The organism is Streptomyces sp. NRRL WC-3605, assembly GCF_001509795.1.
Taxonomy (GTDB): Bacteria; Actinomycetota; Actinomycetes; order Streptomycetales; family Streptomycetaceae; genus Streptomyces; species Streptomyces viridochromogenes.
In genome coordinates, this window is record NZ_LLZN01000073.1 from 1 (window position 1) to 23,531 (window position 23,531).

Annotated in this window: 17 protein-coding genes; 2 read left to right on the forward strand and 15 right to left on the reverse strand. The window is 72.0% G+C overall.

All coding sequences use genetic code 11. The annotated features are described in order from the left end of the window. The 7 genes from ADL34_RS35110 to ADL34_RS24570 form a co-directional block, all read right to left on the reverse strand. Nucleotides 1-200 (reverse strand): flavodoxin-dependent (E)-4-hydroxy-3-methylbut-2-enyl-diphosphate synthase (locus ADL34_RS35110; RefSeq protein ID WP_030422095.1); only part of this gene is annotated, 200 nt, incomplete at its 3' end. A 180-nt stretch (nt 201-380) separates the two neighbouring features. Continuing rightward, nucleotides 381-1,673, reverse strand: a complete 1,293-nt coding sequence (locus ADL34_RS24545; RefSeq protein WP_199835630.1) for a M50 family metallopeptidase — start codon at nt 1,671-1,673, stop codon at nt 381-383. An 8-nt stretch (nt 1,674-1,681) separates the two neighbouring features. Beyond that, a complete protein-coding gene (dxr, locus tag ADL34_RS24550) occupies nt 1,682-2,941 on the reverse strand; it encodes a 1-deoxy-D-xylulose-5-phosphate reductoisomerase (RefSeq protein ID WP_062666802.1) in 1,260 nt (419 codons plus the stop codon). 106 nt (nt 2,942-3,047) lie between these two features. Then, on the reverse strand, nt 3,048-5,012 hold the full coding sequence (locus ADL34_RS24555; RefSeq protein WP_062666801.1) for an acyl-CoA dehydrogenase family protein: 1,965 nt from the start codon (nt 5,010-5,012) through the stop codon (nt 3,048-3,050). 239 nt (nt 5,013-5,251) lie between these two features. Then, complete coding sequence (locus tag ADL34_RS24560) at nt 5,252-6,697, reverse strand: aldehyde dehydrogenase family protein (RefSeq protein WP_062666800.1); 1,446 nt, start codon at nt 6,695-6,697, stop codon at nt 5,252-5,254. 151 nt (nt 6,698-6,848) lie between these two features. Continuing rightward, on the reverse strand, nt 6,849-8,519 hold the full coding sequence (locus tag ADL34_RS24565) for a PucR family transcriptional regulator (RefSeq protein WP_062666799.1): 1,671 nt from the start codon (nt 8,517-8,519) through the stop codon (nt 6,849-6,851). 143 nt (nt 8,520-8,662) lie between these two features. After that, entirely contained in the window at nt 8,663-11,047 is a 2,385-nt protein-coding gene (locus tag ADL34_RS24570; RefSeq protein ID WP_062666798.1) for a hypothetical protein, read from the reverse strand. A 264-nt stretch (nt 11,048-11,311) separates the two neighbouring features. Here ADL34_RS24570 and gabT point away from each other — a divergent pair, with 264 nt between their 5' ends. Both gabT and ADL34_RS24580 read left to right on the forward strand, forming a co-directional pair. After that, a complete protein-coding gene (gene gabT, locus ADL34_RS24575) occupies nt 11,312-12,646 on the forward strand; it encodes a 4-aminobutyrate--2-oxoglutarate transaminase (RefSeq protein WP_062666797.1) in 1,335 nt (444 codons plus the stop codon). A gap of 192 nt (nt 12,647-12,838) precedes the next feature. Next, nucleotides 12,839-13,699 (forward strand): phosphatase PAP2 family protein, encoded by an 861-nt coding sequence (locus tag ADL34_RS24580; protein ID WP_079034087.1) that lies wholly within the window; start codon nt 12,839-12,841, stop codon nt 13,697-13,699. Here the strand turns inward: ADL34_RS24580 and ADL34_RS24585 are convergent. The 8 genes from ADL34_RS24585 to ADL34_RS24620 all read right to left on the reverse strand — a co-directional run bounded on the left by ADL34_RS24585 (nt 13,638) and on the right by ADL34_RS24620 (nt 23,355). Continuing rightward, nucleotides 13,638-15,428: a chitinase gene (locus ADL34_RS24585; RefSeq protein ID WP_062666795.1), complete on the reverse strand. Its 1,791-nt coding sequence runs from the start codon at nt 15,426-15,428 to the stop codon at nt 13,638-13,640. The genes ADL34_RS24580 and ADL34_RS24585 overlap by 62 nt on opposite strands. Before the next feature lie 140 nt (nt 15,429-15,568). Further along, on the reverse strand, nt 15,569-16,030 hold the full coding sequence (locus tag ADL34_RS24590; RefSeq protein WP_062666792.1) for a hypothetical protein: 462 nt from the start codon (nt 16,028-16,030) through the stop codon (nt 15,569-15,571). A 133-nt stretch (nt 16,031-16,163) separates the two neighbouring features. Continuing rightward, a complete protein-coding gene (locus ADL34_RS24595; protein WP_062666790.1) occupies nt 16,164-17,591 on the reverse strand; it encodes an NAD(P)/FAD-dependent oxidoreductase in 1,428 nt (475 codons plus the stop codon). Between the two features lie 22 nt (nt 17,592-17,613). Continuing rightward, the gene (locus ADL34_RS24600) at nt 17,614-18,414 is read right to left on the reverse strand and encodes an ABC transporter permease (protein ID WP_062666788.1); all 801 of its coding nucleotides are present in this window, start codon (nt 18,412-18,414) and stop codon (nt 17,614-17,616) included. Beyond that, on the reverse strand, nt 18,414-19,349 hold the full coding sequence (locus tag ADL34_RS24605) for an ABC transporter permease (protein ID WP_062666786.1): 936 nt from the start codon (nt 19,347-19,349) through the stop codon (nt 18,414-18,416). The genes ADL34_RS24600 and ADL34_RS24605 overlap by 1 nt, the downstream gene beginning before the upstream one ends. Beyond that, the gene (locus ADL34_RS24610) at nt 19,349-20,518 is read right to left on the reverse strand and encodes an ABC transporter ATP-binding protein (protein ID WP_062666784.1); all 1,170 of its coding nucleotides are present in this window, start codon (nt 20,516-20,518) and stop codon (nt 19,349-19,351) included. Before ADL34_RS24610 ends, ADL34_RS24605 begins: the two co-directional genes overlap by 1 nt. Nucleotides 20,519-20,522: 4 nt before the next feature. Then, nucleotides 20,523-21,770, reverse strand: coding sequence for a polyamine ABC transporter substrate-binding protein (locus tag ADL34_RS24615; RefSeq protein WP_062666783.1), 1,248 nt, complete (start codon nt 21,768-21,770; stop codon nt 20,523-20,525). Nucleotides 21,771-21,819: 49 nt separating this feature from the next. Beyond that, nucleotides 21,820-23,355, reverse strand: coding sequence for a gamma-aminobutyraldehyde dehydrogenase (locus ADL34_RS24620; protein WP_062666781.1), 1,536 nt, complete (start codon nt 23,353-23,355; stop codon nt 21,820-21,822). Nucleotides 23,356-23,531: the final 176 nt, after the last annotated feature.

Below are 23,531 nucleotides of genomic sequence, written 5' to 3' on the forward strand. Positions count from 1 at the left end.
ATCTGACAGCCCGACGCCGTCAGCTCCGCGATCTGCTGCAACGTCGCACCGATGTCGGACGTACGCGTCGTCGTCATCGACTGCACCGACACCGGGGCGTCCCCGCCGACCGCGACGGATCCGACCTGGATCTGCCGGCTCTTGCGGCGCTCGGCGAGCTTGGTCGGAACGGACGGCATGCCGAGAGAAATCGCAGTCATCTGCTGTGCAACCCCAAGTCGTGGATCAAGGTCCGGTCCCGTCAGCAGCGGGCTCCAGGCTTCGAGATTACGGCACGGACGCTCAGCCCCTCACCTCACGCCCCGTAAACCCACTCGATGGAAGGCGGCCCGGGGCACAGGGCCCCGGGCCGCCTCGATGGCCGTACGGCTGCCGGACGGCTAGGAGATCCTGACCGGGTTGACGACGTCCGCGACCAGTACCAGCAGGGTGAAGCAGACGAAGACCCCCGCGACCACGTAGGCCACCGGCATGAGCTTCGCCACGTCGAACGGGCCGGGGTCGGGCCGGCGCAGCACCCGCGCCAGGTTCCGGCGCAGCGACTCCCACAGCGCGCCCGCGATGTGACCGCCGTCGAGCGGCAGCAGCGGGAGCATGTTGAACAGGAAGAGGGAGAGGTTGAACCCGGCCAGCAGGAAGACGAACGTGGCCAGCTGCTGGGAGGCCGGGATGTCGAGCGTGGCGATCTCCCCGCTGACCCGGGCCGCGCCGACGATGCCCATCGGGGAGTCCGGCTCGCGTGGGCCGTCGCCGAAGGCCGCGTCCCACAGGGCCGGGACCTTGGAGGGCAGGGCCACCAGGGAGTCGACGGCGTCGCCGACGCGGTCCGACATCCAGGTCACCGACTCGCCGAAGTCCTGCTTGACGACGCCGTTGGCCGCGCTGAAGCCGAGGAAGCCGGCCTTGATGTACTCCCCCTCGACGTACGCCCCGCTCGCGTCCTTCTTGACGACCCGGTTGGTGGCGATCTTCGCCTGGAGGGTGACCTCGCGGCCGTCCCGGTCGACGACGATCGGCACCTGCTTGCCGGCGCTGTCGCGGATGAGGTCGGACAGGGTGTTCCAGTCCTCGGTGCGCACCCCGCCGAAGGCGACGATCTTGTCGCCGGCCTTCATGCCCGCGGCCGCGGCCGGGGAGCGGGGGTCGGACGCCTTGCACGTGTCGCGGTTCTCGGTCTGCGCGATGACGCACGGGGAGACCGAGCTGACCGTGGTGGTCTGCTGCTGGATGCCGAAGCCCATCAGCACGGTGAGGAACAGCACTACCGCGAGGATCAGGTTCATGAAGGGGCCCGCGAACATCACGATGACCCGTTTCCACGGCTTGCGCGTGTAGAACAGGCGGCTCTCGTCGCCCGGCCTCAGCTCCTCGAAGGCCGCCGAGCGCGCGTCCTCGATCATGCCGCGCCACGGTGAGGTGGAGCGGGCCTCCAGCCGGCCGTCGGGGCCGGGCGGGAACATGCCGATCATCCGGATGTAGCCACCGAACGGGATCGCCTTGACGCCGTACTCGGTCTCGCCCTTGTTCCGCGACCAGATGGTGGGGCCGAAGCCGACCATGTACTGCGGCACGCGGATGCCGAACAGCTTGGCCGTGGACAGGTGCCCCAGTTCGTGCCAGGCGATCGAGAAGAGCAGCCCGATCGCGAACAGCACTATGCCGAGGATGAACATCAGGAGTGTCATGCACGGGCCTCCGCCGTGTGTGCCGCCAGTTCCCGGGCGCGTGCGCGGGCCCAGGTCTCCGCTTCGAGGACGTCCGCGACGGTCAGCGAAGTTCCCGAGCGCGGGGTGCCGTGCTCCTCCACCACCCGCGTGACGGTCTCCATGATGCCGTTGAACGGCAGTGCGCCGGCCCGGAACGCCTCGACGCACTCCTCGTTGGCGGCATTGAACACCGCCGGGGCCGTGCCCGCGAGCTCGCCCACGTGCCGCGCCAGGTTCACCGACGGGAAGGCCTCGTTGTCGAGCGGGAAGAACTCCCACGTCGACGCCTTGCTCCAGTCGAAGGTGGGGGCGGCGTCCGGGACGCGCTCGGGCCAGCCCAAGCCGATGGCGATGGGGCCGCGCATGTCGGGCGGCGTCGCCTGGGCGATCGTGGAACCGTCGGTGAACTCGACCATCGAGTGGACATACGACTGGGGATGCACGACCACCTCAATGCGGTCGAAGGAAATGTCGTAGAGCAGGTGCGCCTCGATGACCTCGAGCCCTTTGTTGACGAGGGTCGCGGAGTTGATCGTGATGACCGGCCCCATCGCCCAGGTGGGGTGCGCGAGGGCGTCCTCGACGGTCACGTCCGCCAGCTCGGCCTTCGTCCGGCCGCGGAAGGGGCCGCCGGACGCGGTGACGACGAGCTTGCGCACGTCGGCGCGCGAGCCGGACGCCAGCGCCTGGAAGAGGGCGGCGTGCTCGGAGTCGACCGGGATGATCTGCCCGGGCTTGGCGAGCGCCTTGACCAGGGGGCCGCCGACGATCAGCGACTCCTTGTTGGCGAGCGCGAGGGTGCGGCCGGCCTCCAGCGCCGCGAGCGTGGGGGCCAGGCCGATGGAGCCGGTGATGCCGTTGAGGACGGTGTGGCAGTCGGAGGCGGCGACCTGGGTGGCCGCGTCCGGTCCCGCGAGGATCTCGGGGAGCGGCTCCCCCGCGCCGTACCGGTCGCGCAGAGCGTCGCGCAGGGCCGGGACGGCGTCCTCGCGGGCGACGGCGACGGTCCGGGCCTTCAGCCGGTGCGCCTGCTCGGCGAGGAGCGCGACCCGGCCGCCGTTCGCGGACAGCGCGGTCACCCGGAACCGGCCGGGGTTGCGCAGCACGAGGTCGATGGCCTGGGTGCCGATCGAGCCGGTGGAGCCGAGGATCACCACGTCCTTGGGACCGCCGCCCGCCACGGGGTCGTAGACGAGGTGCGGGTCGGCGAGGGGGGAGGCTGGACTGTCGCTCATCCCACCATTGTGGCCGCAGCGGTCCGCGGGCAGGACCGCGTGTCCCCATCCGGTGGGTAACAGGATGGTGAGGGGCCGCCGCGGGCGGTGACCCCTCACGGGGCGGTCAGCGGATCGGGCGGTGGACGTTGTCGTGCGTGCTCGGGCCCGGGGTGGCGTCGGCGATCCAGACGCCGCCGTCGTCGGACGGGTCGACGATGCCCTGCTCCAGCCACTCGTACGTGCCGGACATCACGCCCTTGACGACCTTGCGGTCCAGGTCGTCGGTGTTGGACCACAGCCGGCCGAACAGCTCCTCGACGCGCAGCCGGGACTGCCGGCAGAACGCGTCGGCGAGCTGGTACGCCTCGCGCCCGTGCTCGCCGCGGGCCCGCAGGTGCTCGGCGCGGACGCAGGCGGCGCTCATGGCGAACAGCTCGGCGCCGATGTCGACGATCCGGCCGAGGAAGCCCTGCTTGCTCTCCATGCGGCCCTGCCAGCGGGACATGCCGTAGAAGGTGGAGCGGGCGAGCTTGCGGGCGGTGCGCTCGACGTACCGCAGGTGTCCGGAGAGGTCGACACCCTGCTTGAACTCGCTGAAGGTGTACGGCAGTTGCCCCTGCCCGGCGACCAGCTTCGGCAGCCACTTGGCGTAGAAGACGCCGGCGTTCGCGCCCGCCTTCGCCTTGTCCTGGAGGGACTTGTCGGGGTCGATGAGGTCCCCGGCGACGGAGAGGTGGGCGTCGACGGCCTCGCGGGCGATGAGGAGGTGCATGATCTCCGTGGAGCCCTCGAAGATGCGGTTGATGCGCAGGTCGCGCAGGACCTGTTCGGCGGGGACGCCGCGCTCGCCGCGCGCCCGGAGCGAGTCGGCCGTCTCGAAGCCCCGGCCACCGCGGATCTGGACGAGCTCGTCGGCGATGAGCCAGCCCATCTCGGAGGCGAACAGCTTGGCGAGGGCACCTTCGATCCGGATGTCGTTGCGGTCCTCGTCGGCCATCTGCGAGGCGAGGTCGGTGACGGCCTCGAGGGCGAAGGTGGTGGCCGCGATGAAGGAGATCTTCGAGCCGACGGCCTCGTGGTGGGCGATGGGCTTGCCCCACTGCTCGCGGGCCGCCGACCACTCGCGGGCGATCTTCAGGCACCACTTGCCGGCGGCCACGCAGGACGCGGGCAGCGAGAGCCGGCCGGTGTTCAGCGTGGTCAGCGCGATCTTCAGGCCGGCGCCCTCGGGGCCGATGCGGTGGGAGGCGGGGACGCGCACCTGGTGGAAGCGGGTGACGCCGTTCTCGATGCCGCGCAGGCCCATGAACGCGTTGCGGTTCTCGACGGTGATGCCGGGCGAGTTGGTCTCGACAACGAAGGCGGTGATGCCGCCCTTGTGGCCCTCGGACTTCGGCACCCGGGCCATAACGACGAGGAGGTCGGCGACGACGCCGTTGGTGGTCCACAGCTTCACGCCGTCGAGGACGTAGTCGTCCCCGTCGGGCACGGCGGTGGTGGCCAGGCGGGCGGGGTCGGAGCCGACGTCGGGCTCGGTCAGCAGGAAGGCGCTGATGTCGGTGCGGGCGCAGCGCGGGAGGAAGCGTTCCTTCTGCTCGGGGCTGCCGAACAGTTTCAGCGGCTGCGGCACGCCGATCGACTGGTGGGCCGACAGCAGGACGCCGATCGCCGGGGAGGCCGAGCCGACCAGGGTGAGGGCCTTGTTGTAGTAGACCTGCCCGAGGCCGAGACCGCCGTACCTGGTGTCGATCTTCATGCCGAAGGCGCCGAGCTCCTTGAGCCCGTCGATGACGTCGTCCGGGATGCGGGACTCGCGTTCGATGAGGGCGCCGTCGACCTTGGTCTCGACGAAGTCGCGCAGTTTGGCGAGGAACTCCTCGCCGCGCTGGGCCGCCTCGTCCGTGGGCATCGGGTGGGGGTGGATGAGGTCGAGGCGGAACCGCCCGAGGAACAGCTCCTTGGCGAAGCTGGGCTTGCGCCACTCCTGCTGGCGGGCGGCCTCGGCCACCTGCCGTGCCTCACGTTCGGTGACGGTGGGTTTGGGGGGTGCTGCGGACAAGAGGCTCACCTCGCCGCGAATCGGGATCATGGGCCGTTTGGCTACCGACGGGTGCTACCCGATCGTATCTACCCGATTACGGACGCGGCCACCACCCCGCGCGCAGCCGTTGTCCGGCTCCCACGGGTCCGCGGCGGGCGTCCGGGCCGGTGGGCCGGTGCGCGCGGTCCAGCGGGCCGTCTGCGCCGGACGGGTGGCCCGGCGGCCCGCGTACGCCGACGGCCGGAGCCCCCGCACAGCGGGCTCCGGCCGTCGGACCGAGGGTGGCGTCAGAGAGCGAGGCCGGTGAGGACCAGGACCCGCTCGTAGGTGTAGTCGTCCATCGCGAACTTGACGCCCTCGCGGCCGACGCCGGACTGCTTGGCGCCGCCGTACGGCATCTGGTCGGCGCGGTAGGAGGGGACGTCGCCGATGACGACACCGCCGACCTCCAGCGCCCGGTGGGCGCGGAAGGCGGCCTGCAGGTCGTGGGTGAACACGCCCGCCTGGAGGCCGTACTTGGAGTCGTTGACGGCGGCGAAGGCGGCGGCCTCCCCGTCGGCCCGCTGCACGGTGAGGACGGGCCCGAAGACCTCCTCGCAGGCGAGGGTGACGTCGGAGGGCACGTCGGTGAGGACGGTCGGCGCGTAGGAGGCGCCGTCGCGCTTGCCGCCGGTCAGGAGGGAGGCGCCGGCGGCGACGGCCTCGTCCACCCAGGTCTCGACGCGCTTGGCGGCGTCCTCGCTGACCAGCGGGCCGACGTCGGTGGCGTCGTCGTTCGGGTCACCGGTGACCTGGGCCTCGACGGCGGCGACGATACGGGGCAGCAGCCGGTCGTGGACGGAGGCGTCCGCGATGACCCGCTGCACGGAGATGCAGGACTGGCCGCCCTGGTAGTTGGAGAAGGTCGCGATCCGGGTCGCGGCCCAGTCCAGGTCCTCGTCGGAGGCGAAGTCGGCGAGGACGACCGCCGCGCCGTTGCCGCCGAGCTCCAGGGTGCAGTGCTTGCGCGGCACCGAGTCCATGATCGCGTAGCCGACCTTCTCGGACCCGGTGAAGGAGATGACCGGAAGGCGCTCGTCCTGCACCAGGGCCGGCATCTTCTCGTTCGGGACCGGCAGGATGCTCCAGGAACCGGCCGGGAGGTCGGTCTCGGCGAGCAGGTCACCGAGGATCAGGCCGGACAGCGGCGTGGCCGGGGCCGGCTTGAGGATGATCGGGGCGCCGGCGGCGATGGCCGGGGCGATCTTGTGGGCGCACAGGTTCAGCGGGAAGTTGAAGGGCGCGATGCCGAGGACGACGCCCTTCGGGAAGCGGCGGGTGAGGGCGAGCCGGCCCTGGCCGCCGGCGTCGGTGTCGAGCCGCTGGGCCTCGCCGCCGTTGAACCGGCGGGCCTCCTCGGCCGCGAAGCGGAACACGGACACGGCACGGCCGACCTCGCCACGGGCCCACTTGATCGGCTTGCCGTTCTCGGCCGAGATGAGCCGGGCGATCTCCTCGGTCCGCTCGACGAGCCGCTTGCTGACGTGGTCGAGGGCGGCGGCGCGCACATGGGCCGGGGTGGCGGCGAACTCGTCGCGGACGGCGTACGCGGCGGCCACGGCCTCCTCGGTCTGCGCGTCCGTGGGCACGCTCACCGTGCCGACGACACGGCCGTCCCACGGCGAGGTGACGTCGAAGCTGTCCTCGCCGCCGACCTGGCGGCCGGCGAGCCAGAAGGCGTGGGTGGAAGTCATGTGGGTTCCCGGCCCTTCCGCGTTGGGGGTGTCCTGGTCTGTCGAGACCCACGGTAGGGGCGCCGGGGCATCCGGGTGTTTGTCCGGGGTGTACTGGTGGGGTGCCGGGCTTCGACGGATTGGCGCAGCCCTGCCGGTCCCGCCGGTCGTCCTACTCCTCGGTGGAGGTCGCCTTCAGGGCGAGCCACAGCTCCATGCGCACGTCCGCGTCGTCGAGGGAGCGCCCGAGGATCTCCTCGACGCGCCGCATCCGGTAGCGCAGGGTGTGCCGGTGCACGCCCAGGTCGGCGGCGGCCGCGTCCCACTGGCCGTGCCGGGACAGCCACGCCCGCAGCGAGGCCACCAGGTCGCCCCGGCCGGTCGCGTCGTGCTCGTGCAGGGCCCGCAGCAGGCCGTCGGCGAACGCCCGCACCGCGTCGTCCGCGAGCAGCGGCAGCACCGACCCGGACGCCAGCTGCTCGTGCTCCACGCACACGCGTCCCCGCCGCCGGGCCACCGACAGCGCCTGCCCGGCCTGCTTGTACGCGGCGGCCGCGGCGATCGGCCCGGCGGGCGCGGAGAGCCCGACGACCAGTTCGTCCTCGTCGCCGCCCGGCCGGTCCGCTACGGCCCCGGCCCGCGCCGCCTCCAGTCCGGCCGCGTACTCGGCGCACGCGGAGACGGCGGCGCCCCCGTCGGAGGCCAGCACCACGAGGCGCCCGGTCTCGGTCTCGGGCACCACCAGCACCGCCTCCCCCGCGCGGGCCGCCGCCGACTCGACGACCTCGGTGAGCGCGCCCAGCGGGTCGCCGGCGTCGGCCGCGACGACGAGGGCCGCGGCGGACGCCTTGCTCAGCGCCACCCGGGTGCCGGAGTCCACGACCCTGGCCGCCGAGACGGACGCCGCCTCCGCGACGATCACCCGGAACGGCGCGTCCAGCAGGTCGCCGTACAGGCCCCCGGCGACGGCGCGGGCGTGGTCGGGCTGCCCGGCGAGGAGCATGCGCAGGACCGCGGCCCCGACCCGCTGCTCGGCGGCCTGGAGCGAGCGGGACCGCTCGGTGGTCAGGGTCAGCAGGGCGATCGCCGAGTGGACGGCGTACCGCTCGGCCGTGCCCGGCGCGGCCGCGGTGCCCACGGCGAGCGCGGCGCGCGGGCGGCGCCCGGTGCCCAGGGTGTGCAGTTCGACCCGGTCCTCGTTCTCGGGCCCGCCGACCACGGAGGACGCCGGCGCCGGGCGCTCGCGCAGCCGCTCCACGTCCGGGGTGAGCCGGGCCGCCCGCCGCCCGGCCCACTCGGGGGCGGTGGCGACGACGGCGCCGGACGCGTCGTACAGCGCGGCCCAGCCGTCGACCTGGGAGGCCAGCGCGGCCAGCAGGCCTTCGGGGCCGGCGGTCAGGGCCTGCCGGGTCAGTTCCCGCTGGGCGGCGAAGCCCGCGGTCACCGCCCGGTACTGCTCGGCCGCGATGGCGGCCGAGACGGCCTTGCTGATGGCGAGGAAAGGGGTGCGGCGCGGCACCTCGAGCAGCGGCAGGTCCTCCTCCTCGGCGGCGTCGACCAGCGCCTTGGGGATCTCCTCGTAAGTGACGCCGACCGCGAAGCCGAGGCCGACCACTCCGGCCCCGGCCAGCCGCCGGACGTAGCGGCGCATCGCCTCCGGGTCCTCGGCGTCCAGCTGGAGGGCGGTGATCAGCAGCAGCTCGCCGCCCTCCATATAGGGGACGGGGTCGGCCAGCTCGCTGACGTGCGCCCAGCGCACGGGCACGTCCAGGCGGTCCGCGCCCGCCCGCACGGTCAGCTTGAGCGCGGAGTGATGGACGAGCGAGGCAAGCGTCGGGGGCATGGGGCCTTCACATCGGTGTGATCGGGTGTGATCGCCGGATCTCCGGTGATCCGTGTGATCAATTGGCCGCCGTGTATGAACGGCCTGTGCCGATTCTGCCTCACCGTACGGTCATCGCGTGGCCCCGTGCCCGGATCGCGCGGTCAGCCCCGCAGATCCACCAGCAGGGGCGGGGCGTGCTCGCCCCGGACGCTGGTCACCGACAGCACCGCGTGCCCCGGCGGCACCCCGTGCGCCAGCTCGGAGGCCGACCAGCGCTCCCGCTCGACCTGCCGCACGGTCACCGCCTCGGTGGTGACCGCCTTGCCGGTGACGAGCTTGCGCAGGCGGTGCAGGGCGCGGGTCATGGGCTGGTCGGCGAAGACGGTGTGCTGGGCGACGTCCCGGGTCTCCACCCACTCGGTGCCCCAGGCCTCGGCGAAGCGGCCGCCGTCCCAGGTGGTGACGCCGGACAGCGCCATCCGGCAGCCCACGGCCCCGTACAGCGGCCCGTGCAGGGCCTCCGGCACGTCGGACACCGTGCGCAGCGCCAGCACGACACCGGCGTTGCGCGGCCGCAGCCGCTGGACGCGCCGGACGGACTCGGGGGTGACGGTGCCCGTGGCGTCGTCGAGCACGAGCGCGGCGAAGTGCTCGCCGGTGCCCTCCTGGACGACCTCGGTGAACTGGGCGAGGACCAGGCGGGCGATCAGCCGGGAGACCTCCGCGTGGGTGCGCTCCGGCAGGTCGATCCGGACCCGCAGCGGGTGGTGGGCGACCGCCCGCAGCGAGAAGGGGCGGTGCTCCTCTCCGCCGGCGCCGAGGAAGCCGGCGAAGGCGGGCCGGTCGAGCAGGGCGAGCCGGCCGGCGAGGACCGGGCCGGCGTCGCCGGTGGTGCCGGTCAGCCGGATCCGGGCGTCCAGTTCGCGGCGCATCGGCGTGTGCGCGTCGCCGGCCAGCCGCTCGCGCAGATCGGTGAGGGCCCGCTCGTCGCCCTCCAGCAGGTCCCGCAGGTCGGGGAGGGCGGGGAAGCGTCCGTGGGCGGCCCGGTAGGGGCCGAGCAGCTGGGCGAGCGCGGTGGTGGCACGCTCGGCGCCGACCGCGTCGAGGTCCCCGGCGAGTGCCTCGGCGAGGAATCCGGCGGCCTCGTCGGGGTCGTCGCCGCCCGCGTAGGGGTCGAGGTCGTGTGTGGAGGCGGGGTCGCCGATCCGCACCACGACGTCGTACGAGCTGTCCGGGCCGACGGCGGCGCCCGCGCCGCACACCACGACGACCGCGCAGCTCCCGGTGAGCGCCTGGAGTGCGAGGGACTCGGCCAGCGGGGCGATCACCTGCCGGGTCTTCCCGGACCCGGACGGCCCGACGACCAGGAGCGAGGTGCCCAGCGTCGCGGGTTCGAGGGCCGCGCCGGCCCCGCCGTACGCGGCCGGGGTGCGCTCGGTGGCGGCCCACCGGCCGATGCGCACCTGCCCGCTGAGCAGGTCGTGCCGTGCGGTGCGGGCGTGCAGGTCGCGGGCACCGGACGGGTGCGTGAAGGCGGCGGCGCCCTGCCGCAGGACGGCGTCCGTGAAGTCCGCCGGGCGTCCCTGCCCCCGGGCGCGCGTCCAGTGGTGCGCGAGACGGGCGCAGTCGACGTCGGTCATGCGCCCGGCGAGGACCTCGGCGGCGAGGACGTCGGCGGCCTGGTGCTGGCCGGCCTCGCGCAGTTCGGGGAAGCGGGAGCGCGGCTCCACGGGGGCGGCCTCCGGCTCCTCCCCCTGCGCCGCCCCGCGTCCCGCGAGCCGGTCCCGGGCCAGTGACCACCAGCCGCCGAGGCGCGCGAAGGGCCACACCACGAGGGCGGTGACGAGCAGGTGGAGGACGGACTCCCAGGGGGCCGAGTAGACGTCGTAGGAGTCGCTGAGCAGCACGATCAGGGAGAACAGCGGGCTCACGACGGGCAGCGGGTCCCAGCCGACGAGGGGGAACGCGTCCGGGTGGACGAGGGTGAGCGCGGCCAGGGCGCCGAACGCCGCCCACAGGGCGCGGGCCGGCTGGGGCCTGCCGTCCAGGAGGTGCCGGACGACGGCGGGCCAGCTGCCGAGCCGGGCGACCGTGTAGAGGAGGAGGGCGAAGAAGAGGCCGTTGTAGACGTCCAGGGCCTCCACGCCCGGGTACTGCAGCGCCTGGCCCTCCAGGTGCTTGGGACGGGCCAGGGTGCCGCCCCACCACCAGTCCTCCGGGGTGAACAGCCGCAGCAGGGTGAACTGGTACGGCAGCGCCCCGCGCCGCCAGAACGACCACACCAGCAGCGCGGCGGCCAGCGGGATCAGCATGCCGACGACGGTCGTGGGGCTGACCCGTTCGGCCTTCGCTGCCTTGGGCGGGCGGTATCCGAAGCGCCAGATGCCGGGACCGGTCTCGGGACGCGGTTCGTCCAGCCAGCCGGCCACCGGGGCGCCGGGGGCCTGGCCGGGCGGGGCCGACGGCATCGGGGGCAGCGCGGAGCGTGATCGCGGCACAGGCGTCGCGTGGGTGCCCCGTGCCTCCTGCGTGCCGTCGCCGTCCATCGCCCTTGCCCCCTGACCAGCCGCTCCCTGCATCCGTCAGCGAGTCAATCTAGTGCCCGGCACCCGTCAGGACACCGCTTACGCGGCCGACGTGGCGGACCCGGGTGTTCCGCTCGTCTTCGAGCCTGCGGCGCCCGCCATGTCCACCACGGACAACCGGCGCCGCGGACAACGCCCACATGGAGCATGCCCACCCTCCGCTCCCCGCCCTAGCCTGCGAGAAAAGAGAAGACAAAACGTCCGTAGAACCTCCAGGAGCCCCTCATGAGCGCACTTCCCCAGGAGCGCCGCGTCGTCACCGCCATCCCCGGCCCGAAGTCGCAGGAGCTGCAGGCCCGCCGTACCGCCGCGGTGGCGCAGGGTGTGGGCTCCGTCCTGCCCGTGTTCACCGCGCGCGCGGGCGGCGGCATCATCGAGGACGTCGACGGCAACCGCCTCATCGACTTCGGCTCCGGCATCGCCGTGACCTCCGTCGGCGCCTCCGCCGAGGCCGTCGTGCGCAAGGCGTCCGCGCAGCTCGCCGACTTCACCCACACCTGTTTCATGGTCACGCCGTACGAGGGCTACGTCGCCGTCGCCGAGGCGCTGGCGGAGCTGACCCCGGGTGACCACGCCAAGAAGTCCGCGCTGTTCAACTCGGGCGCCGAGGCCGTCGAGAACGCCGTGAAGATCGCCCGCGCGTACACCAAGCGCCAGGCCGTCGTCGTCTTCGACCACGGCTACCACGGCCGGACCAACCTGACGATGGCGCTGACGGCGAAGAACATGCCGTACAAGCACGGCTTCGGGCCGTTCGCGCCCGAGGTCTACCGGGTGCCGGTGGCCTACGGCTACCGCTGGCCGACCGGTGCCGAGAACGCCGGCCCCGAGGCCGCGGCCCAGGCGATCGACATGATCACCAAGCAGGTCGGGGCCGACAACGTCGCCGCGATCATCATCGAGCCGGTCCTCGGCGAGGGCGGCTTCATCGAGCCCGCCAAGGGCTTCCTGCCGGCGATCGTGAAGTTCGCCAACGACAACGGCATCGTGTTCGTCGCCGACGAGATCCAGTCGGGCTTCTGCCGCACCGGCCAGTGGTTCGCCTGCGAGGACGAGGGCATCGTCCCGGACCTCATCACCACCGCCAAGGGCATCGCGGGCGGTCTGCCGCTCGCCGCCGTGACCGGCCGCGCCGAGATCATGGACGCCGCGCACGCGGGCGGCCTGGGCGGCACCTACGGCGGCAACCCGGTGGCCTGCGCCGGTGCGCTCGGCGCCATCGAGACGATGAAGGAACTCGACCTCAACGCCAGGGCGAAGAACATCGAGGGCGTCATGAAGGCGCGCCTGACCGCCATGGCCGAGAAGTTCGACGTCATCGGCGACGTCCGGGGCCGCGGCGCCATGATCGCCATCGAGCTGGTCAAGGACCGCGCCACCAAGGAGCCGAACCCGGAGGCCACGGCCGCGCTGGCCAAGGCGTGCCACGCCGAGGGCCTGCTGGTCCTGACCTGTGGCACCTACGGCAACGTGCTCCGCTTCCTGCCGCCGCTGGTCATCGGCGAGGACCTGCTGAACGAGGGCCTCGACATCATCGAGCAGGCTTTCGCCCGTATCTGAGGTCACGGCGAAACCACTGGTGGGGGCCGGTGCACAAGCCCCCCGCGCCTCGTCCGCCCCAGCCCTCGCGCCGTCCGCGGTTCCGGGGCGGGGGCGGTCGGCGTCAGAGCGTGTGAAGAAGGTGTGCGAGGTGGATGGCAGGACGCGTTTCCGACTGTCTAACGGCATCTGTCTGCCGTAGGTTCTAACCAGATGAGAGATACACCCCGCCCGGAGGGGACTCTGGGCGACATCAGGCCGGGGCCTCCCCAGCTTCGACCTGGTCGTGCCCTCGCGCACACAACCGGCGCCTCCGGCTCCGGATCTCCTCACCGATCGGACAGTCGCCCGCCCCAAACCCCCCGGGGCGCGCGGCGATCCGATCCGGACGGCCGCCTCGGAACCACCCCCCCTGTTCCGGGGCGGCCGACCTCCCTCCTCCTTCTCGGGCTTCCCGCCCTGTTCTTCGCGCTCATCACCTGGCAGGTGGTGACGGACGGCCCGCTGGTCGGTCTCGACGAGACCGCCAGTCGGGCCCTCGTGCGTCCCGGCCCCCTCTCCGAACTGCTGGCCGATCTCGGCAACGTCCAGGTCGCCGTGCCGGTCCTGCTGGCCGCCCTCGGGTACATCACCTGGCGGCACCGGCGCACCGGTACAGACCACTGGTGGCTGCCGGGCGTGTCCGCCGCCCTGCTGATGGCGCTGGTGCCGGTGCTGGTGATCCCGCTCAAGGTGCTCACGGCACGCCCGGGCACCCCGGCCGTACCGCCCGCCACCGGCTACTACCCGTCGGGGCACACGGCCACGGCCGCCGTCGCCTACGGGGCCGCGGCCCTGCTCCTGCTGCCGCTGCTGCGGTCCGCGGGCACCCGCCGGGCCCTCCTCGTCCTGTGCGCCGCGCTGAATCTCGGCGTCGGGTTCGGGCTGACCCGGCGTGGCTACCACTGGCCCCTGGACGTCCTGGCCAGCTGGTGCCTGGGCACGCTGCTGCTCACCGCGCTGTGGCTGTTCCTCAGCCGAAGTAGCCGTCGAACGTCCGCTGGAACTCCCAGCCGCCGAACCGGTCCCAGTTGACCGACCAGGTCATCAGGCCGCGCAGCTCGGGCCAGGTGCCGTGGGTCGCGTACGCACCGCAGTTCGTCCGCTTCGTCAGGCAGTCGAGGGTCCTGGTGACCTCGGCCGGGGACACATGGCCGTTGCCCGCGTTGGGCGTGGCCGGCATGCCGATCGCCACCTGGTCCGGGCGCAGCGGCGGGAAGACGTTGTTCGCGTCGCCCGCGACCGGGAAGCCGGTGAGCAGCATGTCGGTCATGGCGATGTGGAAGTCGGCGCCGCCCATGGAGTGGTACTGGTTGTCCAGGCCCATGATCGGGCCCGAGTTGTAGTCCTGGACGTGCAGCAGCGTCAGGTCGTCGCGCAGGGCGTGGATCACGGGGAGGTAGGCGCCCGCACGGGGGTCCTGGCCGCCCCACTTGCCGGTGCCGTAGTACTGGTATCCGAGCTGGACGAAGAAGGTCTCCGGGGCCATGGTCAGCACGAAGTCGTCGCCGTACCGGGCCTTGAGGGTCTTCAGGGCCGAGATGAGGTTGACGATCACCGGCGTCTTCGGGTTCCGGAAGTCGGTGTCGTCGGCGTTCAGGGAGAGGGAGTGGCCCTCGAAGTCGATGTCGAGGCCGTCGAGGCCGTACTCGTCGATGATCTTCGAGACGGAGGAGACGAAGGTGTCCCGCGCGGCCGCCGTGGTCAGCTGCACCTGGCCGTTCTGGCCGCCGATGGAGATGAGCACCTTCTTGCCGGCCGCCTGCTTGGCCTTGATCGCCGCCTTGAACTCGGCGTCGCTCTCCACGTTCGGGCACTCGGTGACGGGACAGCGGTCGAAGCGGATGTCGCCCGAGGTGACCGAGGTGGGCTCGCCGAAGGCCAGGTCGATGACGTCCCAGCTGTCGGGGACGTCGGCCATGCGGGTGTAGCCGGAGCCGTTGGCGAAGCTCGCGTGGAGGTAGCCGACCAGGGCGTGCGCCGGGAGGCCGCCGTCGCCGCCGGTCGGTTCGGTGGTGGTGGCCGTCACCGTGGCCGAGCGCGCGGACTCGCCGGCCTCGTTGAGCGCGGTGACCTGGAAGGCGTACGCGGTCGCGGGTGAGAGTCCGGTGACGGTGGCCGAGGTGCCGCTCACCGTACGGACCTTGGCGCCGTCGCGGTAGACGGCGTAGCTCGTGGCGCCGGGGACCGCCGGCCAGGTGAGGGCGACGCTGGAGGAGGTGACGGTCCCGGCGGTCAGGCCGGACGGGGGCGCCGGCGGCTGGGTGGCGTCGCCACCCGGCCCGATCAGCGAGATGTCGTCGGCCTGGTAGGCGCCGGTGCCGTACCAGCCGTGGGTGTAGAGGGTGACGCGGGTGGTGGAGGGGCCGGTGCGGAAGGTGGTGGTGAGCCGCTGCCAGTCCGGGGCGGACTGGGTCCAGGTGGAGACGTCGGTGGTGCCGGTGCCGTCGGCGCCGAGGTACACGTACGCGCCGCGGACGTGGCCGGACAGCGTGTACGCCGAGTCCGGCTTCACCGTCACGGTCTGCGCGCAGCGGGCGTTGTCGCTGCCCGCCGGGGTGGCCTGGAGGGCGGAACGCCCGCTGTGCACGGGCGAGTCGACGGCCGTGCCCGCCGTGCAGGTCCAGCCGTCGAGGCCGGACTCGAAGCCGCCGTTGCGGACGAGGTCGGCGTCGGCCGCACGGGCGGCCGACGAGAGCGCGGTGAGTCCGGACAGGGCCAGCACGGCGGTGACGAGCAGGGCGAGGGGTCTGGAGCGGTCCACAAGGGCCTCCGGGCAGGGGGGAGTTGGAGGGGGGTGCGGAGGGAGCCGCCCCCAACTTGGTCCAGACCAATCCGCCGTGTCAAGGGGTGCCGCGGGCTAGCGCTGTGACTGGGAGCCGGTGAACCTGCCCGGTCACAGCACTAGCGCCCCTCCTCCTTGTCCTGCCGGGCGAGGCCCGCGGCCGCCTCGTGCATGGCCAGTTCGAGCAGCGACGGGTCGGTGAGGGTGCCGCCGCCGTCCGGCGGCACCAGCCAGCGCACCCCGCCCGAGGCCCGCCCCGGATACGGCACGACGATCCAGGTGCCCGCCCCGGCGGTGCGGATGCCGGTGCCGAGCCAGCGTGCCGCGGTGCCCGGCGGCACGAAGAACCCCATGCGCGCGTCGCCGAAGTCGACCAGGACCGGGCCCGGCCGGTCGAGGATGCGGGTGAGCACGTCCAGCGTGGGATAGCCCAGCTCGGCCGGGAGGATGAGCACGTCCCAGGCCCGCCCGGCCGGCAGCAGCGCCACCCCGAGCGGATTGCGCTCCCACTCCCAGCGGCAGCTCTCGGGATCCGGTGCGACCGATGCCAGCCATTCCACCGCCGTCTTGGCCCCTGTCATGACGATGACCTCCCTCTTCGTCGTGGACGCCCGATGGCGTCACGAGGGAGAGGGAGGTCGTCGGCGGGCATTACGCGGGTTCCGCACCCCGTTCGGGTGATGTGGCCCACACGGGGGTCCCGGTCTCCGGGCGTCAGCTGTCGAAGCCGAGGCCCAGCCGGTCCATCGTCCGCAGCCACAGGTTGCGCCGCCCGCCGTGCGTGTCCGCGCGGGCCAGCGACCACTTGGTGAGCGCGATCCCGGTCCAGGCGAACGGCTCCGGTGGGAACGGCAGCGGCTTCCTGCGCACCATCTCCAGTTCCGTGCGCTCGGTGCGCTCCCCCGCCAGCAGGTCCAGCATCACGTCGGCGCCGAACCGGGTCGCCCCGACGCCGAGGCCCGTGTAGCCCGCCGCGTACGCCACCTTGCCCTGGTGGGCGGTGCCGAAGAACGCCGAGAAGCGCGAGCAGGTGTCGATCGCGCCGCCCCACGCGTGCGTGAAGCGCAGCCCCTCCAGCTGCGGGAAGCAGGTGAAGAAGTGCCCGGCCAGCTTGGCGTACGTCTCCGGGCGGTCGTCGTACTCGGACCGCACCCGGCCGCCGTACGGGTAGACGGCGTCGTAGCCGCCCCACAGGACGCGGTTGTCGGCGGAGAGCCGGAAGTAGTGGAACTGGTTCGCCGAGTCCCCGAGGCCCTGGCGGTTCTTCCAGCCGATCGACGCGAGCTGGTCCTCGGTCAGGGGCTCGGTCATCAGGGCGTAGTCGTAGACCGGGACGGTGTAGGAGCGGACCCGGCGGACCAGGTTCGGGAAGATGTTCGTGCCGAGCGCGACCCGGCGGGCGCGGACCCGGCCGTAGGGCGTGCGGACGGCCATCCCGGCGCCGTACGGCTTCAGGTCCAGGGCGGGGGTGTGCTCGTAGACGCGGACGCCGAGGTCCTTGCAGGCCCGCTTCAGGCCCCAGACCAGCTTGGCCGGGTGGAGCAGGGCGACCCCCCGGCGGTCGTGCAGGCCGGCCCGGAAGGTCGGCGAGTCGACCTGCGCCCGTACCGCATCGGCGTCGAGGTACTCGATGCCCTCGGCCAGCCCCCGGTCGCGCAGCTCGTCGTACCAGGCGCGCAGTTCCTCCGCCTGGTACGCCTCGGTGGCGACGTCGATCTCGCCGGTGCGCTCGAAGTCGCAGTCCAGGGAGTACCGGGCGACCGCGCGCTCGATCTCGTCGAGGTTGCGGGCGCCCAGCCGCTCCAGCCGGTGGATCTCCGACGGCCAGCGGGCGAGCCCGTTGGCCGTCCCGTGGGTGAGGGAGGCGGCGCAGAAGCCGCCGTTGCGGCCGGAGGCGGCCCAGCCCACCTCGCGGCCCTCGACCAGGACCACGTCCCGCCCGGGGTCCCGCTCCTTGGCGAGCAGCGCGGTCCACAGCCCGCTGTACCCGCCGCCGACGACCAGCAGGTCGCAGGTCTCGGCGGTGGTGAGGGCGGGCTCGGGGCGGGGGCGGCCCGGGTCGTCCAGCCAGTACGGGACCGGCTGGGCGTCGGAGAGGGACTTCGTCCAGTGACTGCCAGAACTCATGGCGCTCGGGGCCATGATGTCAACTCCCTACAGGGGTCTATGCCTTCTGCTTCTTGCGGCGGTTCCCGACGGCCATGGAGGCCAGGACGAACAGGACGGCGATGACGAACATGGCCGTGCCGATGACATTGATCTGAACGGGCGTTCCGCGCTGCGCCGAGCCCCAGACGAACATCGGGAAGGTGACGGTGGAGCCGGCGTTGAAGTTGGTGATGATGAAGTCGTCGAACGACAGCGCGAAGGCGAGCAGCGCGCCGGCCGCGATGCCCGGCGCCGCGATCGGCAGGGTCACCCGCAGAAACGTCTGCACGGGACCGGCGTAGAGGTCCTGCGCGGCCTGCTCCAGACGCGGGTCCATCGACATCACGCGCGCCTTGACGGCGGTCACGACGAAGCTGAGGCAGAACATGATGTGGGCGATGAGGATCGTCCAGAAGCCCAGCTGGGCGCCCATGTTGAGGAACAGGGTGAGCAGCGAGGCCGCCATGACGACCTCGGGCATCGCCATCGGCAGGAAGATCAGCGAGTTGATCGCGCCGCGCGCCCGGAACCGGTAGCGGACCAGCGCGAAGGCGATCAGCGTGCCGAGGAGGGTGGCGCCGAGGGTCGCCCACAGGGCGATCTGGAGGCTGACGGACAGCGATCCGCAGAGCCCGGAGACCCCGCACGGGTCGCGCCAGGCGTCCGTGGAGAACTCCTGCCACTCGTAGTTGAAGCGGCCCTTGGGGCGGTTGAAGGAGAACACCGTCACGACGACGTTCGGCAGCAGGAGATAGGCGAGCGTGACCAGTCCCGCGATGACGACGAAGTGCCGCTTGAGCCAGTTGACGACGGCCATCAGACCAGATCCTCCGTTCCGGACCTGCGGATGTAGACGGTCACCATGACGAGGATGGCGGCCATCAGGATGAAGGAGAGGGCCGCGGCCGTCGGGTAGTCCAGGATGCGCAGGAACTGCGACTGGATGACGTTGCCGACCATCCGGGTGTCCGTGGAGCCGAGCAGGTCGGCGTTGACGTAGTCGCCGGTGGCCGGGATGAAGGTCAGCAGGGTGCCGGAGACGACACCCGGCATCGACAGCGGGAAGGTGACCCTGCGGAAGGTGGTGACCGGCCGGGCGTACAGGTCGTTCGCCGCCTCGTGCAGCCGCGGGTCGATCCGCTCCAGCGAGGTGTACAGCGGCAGGATCATGAACGGCAGGAAGTTGTACGTCAGACCGCACACGACCGCGAGCGGGGTGGCCAGCACCCGGTCGCCCTGGGTCATGCCGAGCCAGCTCGTGACGTCGAGGACGTGCAGGGTGTTGAGGGCGCCGACGACCGGGCCGCCGTCGGCGAGGATCGTCTTCCAGGCGAGGGTGCGGATCAGGAAGCTGGTGAAGAACGGCGCGATCACCAGGATCATGATCAGGTTCCGCCAGCGGCCCGCCCGGAAGGCGATGAGGTACGCGAGCGGGTAGCCGAGGAGCAGGCACAGGATCGTCGCGGAACCGGCGTAGAGCACCGAGCGCAGGAACTGCGGGTAGTACTCGGAGAGGGCGTCCCAGTACGTCGCGAAGTGCCAGGTGACCTTGTAGCCCTCCTCCAGGGAGCCCGTCTGCACGGACGTGGAGGCCTGGTAGACCATCGGCAGCGCGAAGAAGACCAGCAGCCACAGGATGCCGGGGAGCAGCAGCCAGTACGGGACGAGACGGCCGCGCCGGCGCGGCGGCTTGGCCTTCTTCTCGGGGGCGGCGGGGGTGAGAGGCGGGGGCGCCTCGGTGAGGGTCGCCATCAGACCGCCGCCTCTTCCTCGGTGCCCGCGTCGATGTCCTGGGTGGCGTCGAGCCCGAAGGTGTGCGCGGGGTTCCAGTGCAGGACGACCTCGGCGCCGGGCACGAGCCGCGGGTCGCGGGCGATGTTCTGGGCGTAGACCTCGAACTCGGGGCAGACGGGGCTGTCGACGACGTACTGCGTGGAGACGCCGATGAAGGAGGAGTCGGCGATCCGGCCCGTGATGCGGTTGCGGCCCTCGGGTATCTCGCCGGCCTCGTCGGCGTGCGTGACGGAGATCTTCTCGGGGCGCACGCCCACCAGCACCTTGCCGCCGGTCGTCGTCGAAGCGGAATTGCGGGCCTCGGGCAGCACCAGCTTGCCGCCGCCCGCCTTGAGGACCAGGCCGTCGCCGCCGCGGGAGTCGATCTCGGCCTCGATGAAGTTGGAGCTGCCGAGGAAGTTGGCGACGAACGTGGTGCGCGGGTTCTCGTACAGGTCGGCCGGGGAGCCCAGCTGCTCGACGCGTCCGGCGTTCATCACGGCGACCTGGTCGGCCATGGTCATGGCCTCCTCCTGGTCGTGCGTGACGTGCACGAAGGTGATGCCGACCTCGGTCTGGATGCGCTTGAGCTCCAGCTGCATCTGGCGGCGCAGCTTCAGGTCGAGGGCGCCGAGCGGCTCGTCGAGGAGGAGCACCTTGGGGTGGTTGATCAGGGCGCGGGCGACGGCCACGCGCTGCTGCTGGCCACCGGAGAGCTGGTGCGGCTTCTTGCGGGCCTGCTCGCCGAGCTGTACGAGGTCGAGCATCTCGTCGACCTGCTTCTTCACGCTCTTGATGCCGCGCCGGCGCAGACCGAAGGCGACGTTCTCGAAGATGTCGAGGTGCGGGAAGAGGGCGTAGGACTGGAAGACCGTGTTCACCGGCCGTTTGTACGGCGGGAGGGCGGTCACGTCCTGGTCGCCGAGGTGGACGGTGCCCGCGGAGGGCTCCTCCAGACCGGCGATCATGCGCAGGGTGGTGGTCTTGCCGCAGCCCGAGGCGCCGAGCAGGGCGAAGAAGGAGCCCTCGGGGACGGTCAGGTCGAGCGGGTGGACGGCCGTGAAGGAGCCGTAGGTCTTGCTGATGCCGGAGAGGCGGACGTCGCCGCCGTGCGCGGCGGCCGTGGTGGTGTCCTTGGTGGTCTTCATCTCGTCACGCCCCAGTGAGCTTCGCGAACTTGCCTTCGAACTCCGTGTCTTCCTTGCTGCTCAGCGAGCGGAAGGCACGGGACTTGGCCTGCATGGCCTTGTCGGGGAGGATCAGCGGATTGTTCGCCGCGTCCTCGTCGAGCTTCGCGAGCTCGTCCTTCACCCCGTCGACGGGACAGACGAAGTTGATGTAGGCGGCGAGCTCGGCGGCCGGCTGCGGCTCGAAGTAGAAGTCGATCAGCCGCTCGGCGTTCGTCTTGTGCCGCGCCTTGTTGGGGATCAGCATGTTGTCGCTGGAGAGCATGTAGCCGCTGTCCGGGATGACGAAGTCGATGTCCGGGTTGTCGGCCTTCAGCTGGACGACGTCACCGGCCCAGGCGACACAGGCGGCGAGGTCGCCCTTGGTCAGGTCCGAGGTGTAGTCGTTGCCGGTGAAGCGGCGGATCTGGCCCTTGTCGACGCACTTCTGGAGCCTGGCGAGCGCCGCGTCGTAGTCGTCGGCGGTGAAGCTGCGCGGGTCCTTGTCCATGTCGAGCAGCGCCATGCCCATGGTGTCGCGCATCTCGGTGAGCAGTCCGACCCGGCCCTTGAGCTTCGGGTTGTCGAGCATGTCGGACAGGTTCTTCACCTCGACGCCGTCGAGCGCCTTCTTGTTGTAGGCGATGACGGTCGCGATGCCCTGCCAGGGATAGGAGTAGGCGCGGCCCGGGTCCCAGTCGGGACTGCGGTACGACGACGCCACGTTGGCGAAGGCGTGCGGCAGGTTGGACGCGTCCAGCTTCTGCACCCAGCCGAGGCGTATGAGCCGGGCGGCCAGCCAGTCGGTGAGGACGATGATGTCGCGGCCGGTGTCCTGGCCCGCGGCGAGCTGCGGCTTGATCTTGCCGAAGAACTCGGTGTTGTCGTTGATGTCCTCGGTGTACTTCACCTTGACGCCGGTGCGTTTCGTGAACGCGTCCAGCGTCGGGTGCTTGCGCCCGCTGTCGTCGGTGTCCATGTACTCGGTCCAGTTGGAGAAGCTGACGGTCTTCTCCTTCGCCGAGTGGTCCTCCGCCGAGACGCCGCCCTTGGTGTCGCCGGCCGCGGGGATGCCGCAGCCGGTCAGTGCCCCGAGGCCGCCGACCGCGAGCGCGCCGCCCGTGGAGGCGCGCAGCAGGCTGCGGCGGGTCATGGCGGCCCGGCCGTTGGCCAGGCTGCGCCGCATGGCTGCCACCTGCGGCGGGGAAAGGCGGTCGGGCTCGTACTGCTCCATGCGCGTGGTGCCCTTTCGGGAGATGGCCGCGGGTCGGGCGGCCTGGCTGCTATCGGTCCCCGAAGACGGTGCGGTGCCAGTCCTTCGCGGCGACCGCGGTGTTGTCGAACATGACGTGCTTGATCTGGGTGTACTCCTCGAAGGAGTACGCGGACATGTCCTTGCCGAAGCCGGACGCCTTGTAGCCGCCGTGCGGCATCTCGCTGATGATCGGGATGTGGTCGTTCACCCACACGCAGCCCGCCTTGATCTCGCGGGTGGCGCGGTTGGCCCGGTAGACGTCACGGCTCCAGGCGGAGGCGGCGAGGCCGTACGGGGTGTCGTTGGCCAGCGCGATGCCCTCGTCGTCCGTGTCGAAGGGGAGGACGACCAGTACCGGCCCGAAGATCTCGGACTGCACGACTTCGCTGTCCTGCGGCGCGTCGGCGACGAGGGTGGGGCGATAGTACGCGCCCTTCCCGAGCTCCCCCTGGGGGGCCTCGCCGCCGGTGACGACGCGCGCGTAGCCGCGCGCCCGGTCGACGAAGCCGGCCACCCGGTCGCGCTGGGTGTGCGAGATCAGCGGGCCGAGGTCGGTGCCGGGGGCGAACGGGTCGCCGAGGCGGACGCTCTCCATCAGCGCGGCGGTGCGCTCGACGAACGCCTCGTACAGGGGGCGCTGCACATACGCGCGGGTCGCGGCCGTGCAGTCCTGCCCGGTGTTGATGAGCGAGCCCGCGACGGCGCCGTGCGCGGCGGCCTCCAGGTCGGCGTCGTCGAACACGAGGAAGGGGGCCTTGCCGCCGAGCTCCAGGTGGATCCGCTTGACGGTGGCGGTGGCGATCTCGGCGACGCGCCGGCCGACGGCGGTGGACCCGGTGAAGGAGGTCATGGCGACGTCGGGGTGCCCGACCAGGTGCTCGCCGGCCTCCTTGCCGGTGCCGGTGACGATGTTGATCACACCGTCGGGGATGCCGGCGTCAGTGGCGGCCTGCGCGAACAGCAGCGAGGTGAGCGGAGTGAGCTCGGCCGGCTTGAGCACGATCGTGTTGCCCGCCGCGATCGCCGGGAGGATCTTCCAGGCGGCCATCTGCAGCGGGTAGTTCCAGGGGGCGATCGAGCCGACCACACCGATGGGCTCACGCCGGACGTACGAGGTGTGGTCGCCGGAGTACTCCCCCGCCGACTGGCCCTGGAGGTGGCGGGCCGCGCCCGCGAAGAAGGCGGTGTTGTCGATCGTGCCCGGCACGTCGAACTCACGGGTGAGCTTCAGCGGCTTGCCGCACTGGAGGGACTCCGCGCGGGCGAAGTCCTCGGCGCGCTCGGCGAGCACGGCGGCGAAGCGGTGCAGGGCGTCGGACCGCTCGGCCGGGGTGGCGCCCGACCAGCCGGGGAAGGCGGCGCGCGCGGCGGCGACGGCGGCGTCGACGTCGTCGGTTCCGGCCAGGTCGTAGGTGTACACCTCCTCGCCCGTGGCGGGGTCGACCACGGCGTGGGTGCGCCCCGAGGTCCCCTTCGTCAGGCGGCCCGCGATGAACTGGGCGCCGTCGGCGAAGTGGTCCTGGGCCGGGAATCGTTCCGGGGTCGGCTTGCCCGGGTTGTGCATGTCGCTCCCTCCGTGCCCCGGAGTGGGGCCGGCGTGGCTCAGGCTCGATTTGAGTGCCGATCCTGACAGAGCGGGTGGACTCCAACAAGTGATTCCGTTGTTGCCATTTGGTTACGCGACGGAATCTGTCGACCAGGTGTCGAGTCGGCACGGAAAACCGAGGACGGATTGTCGGT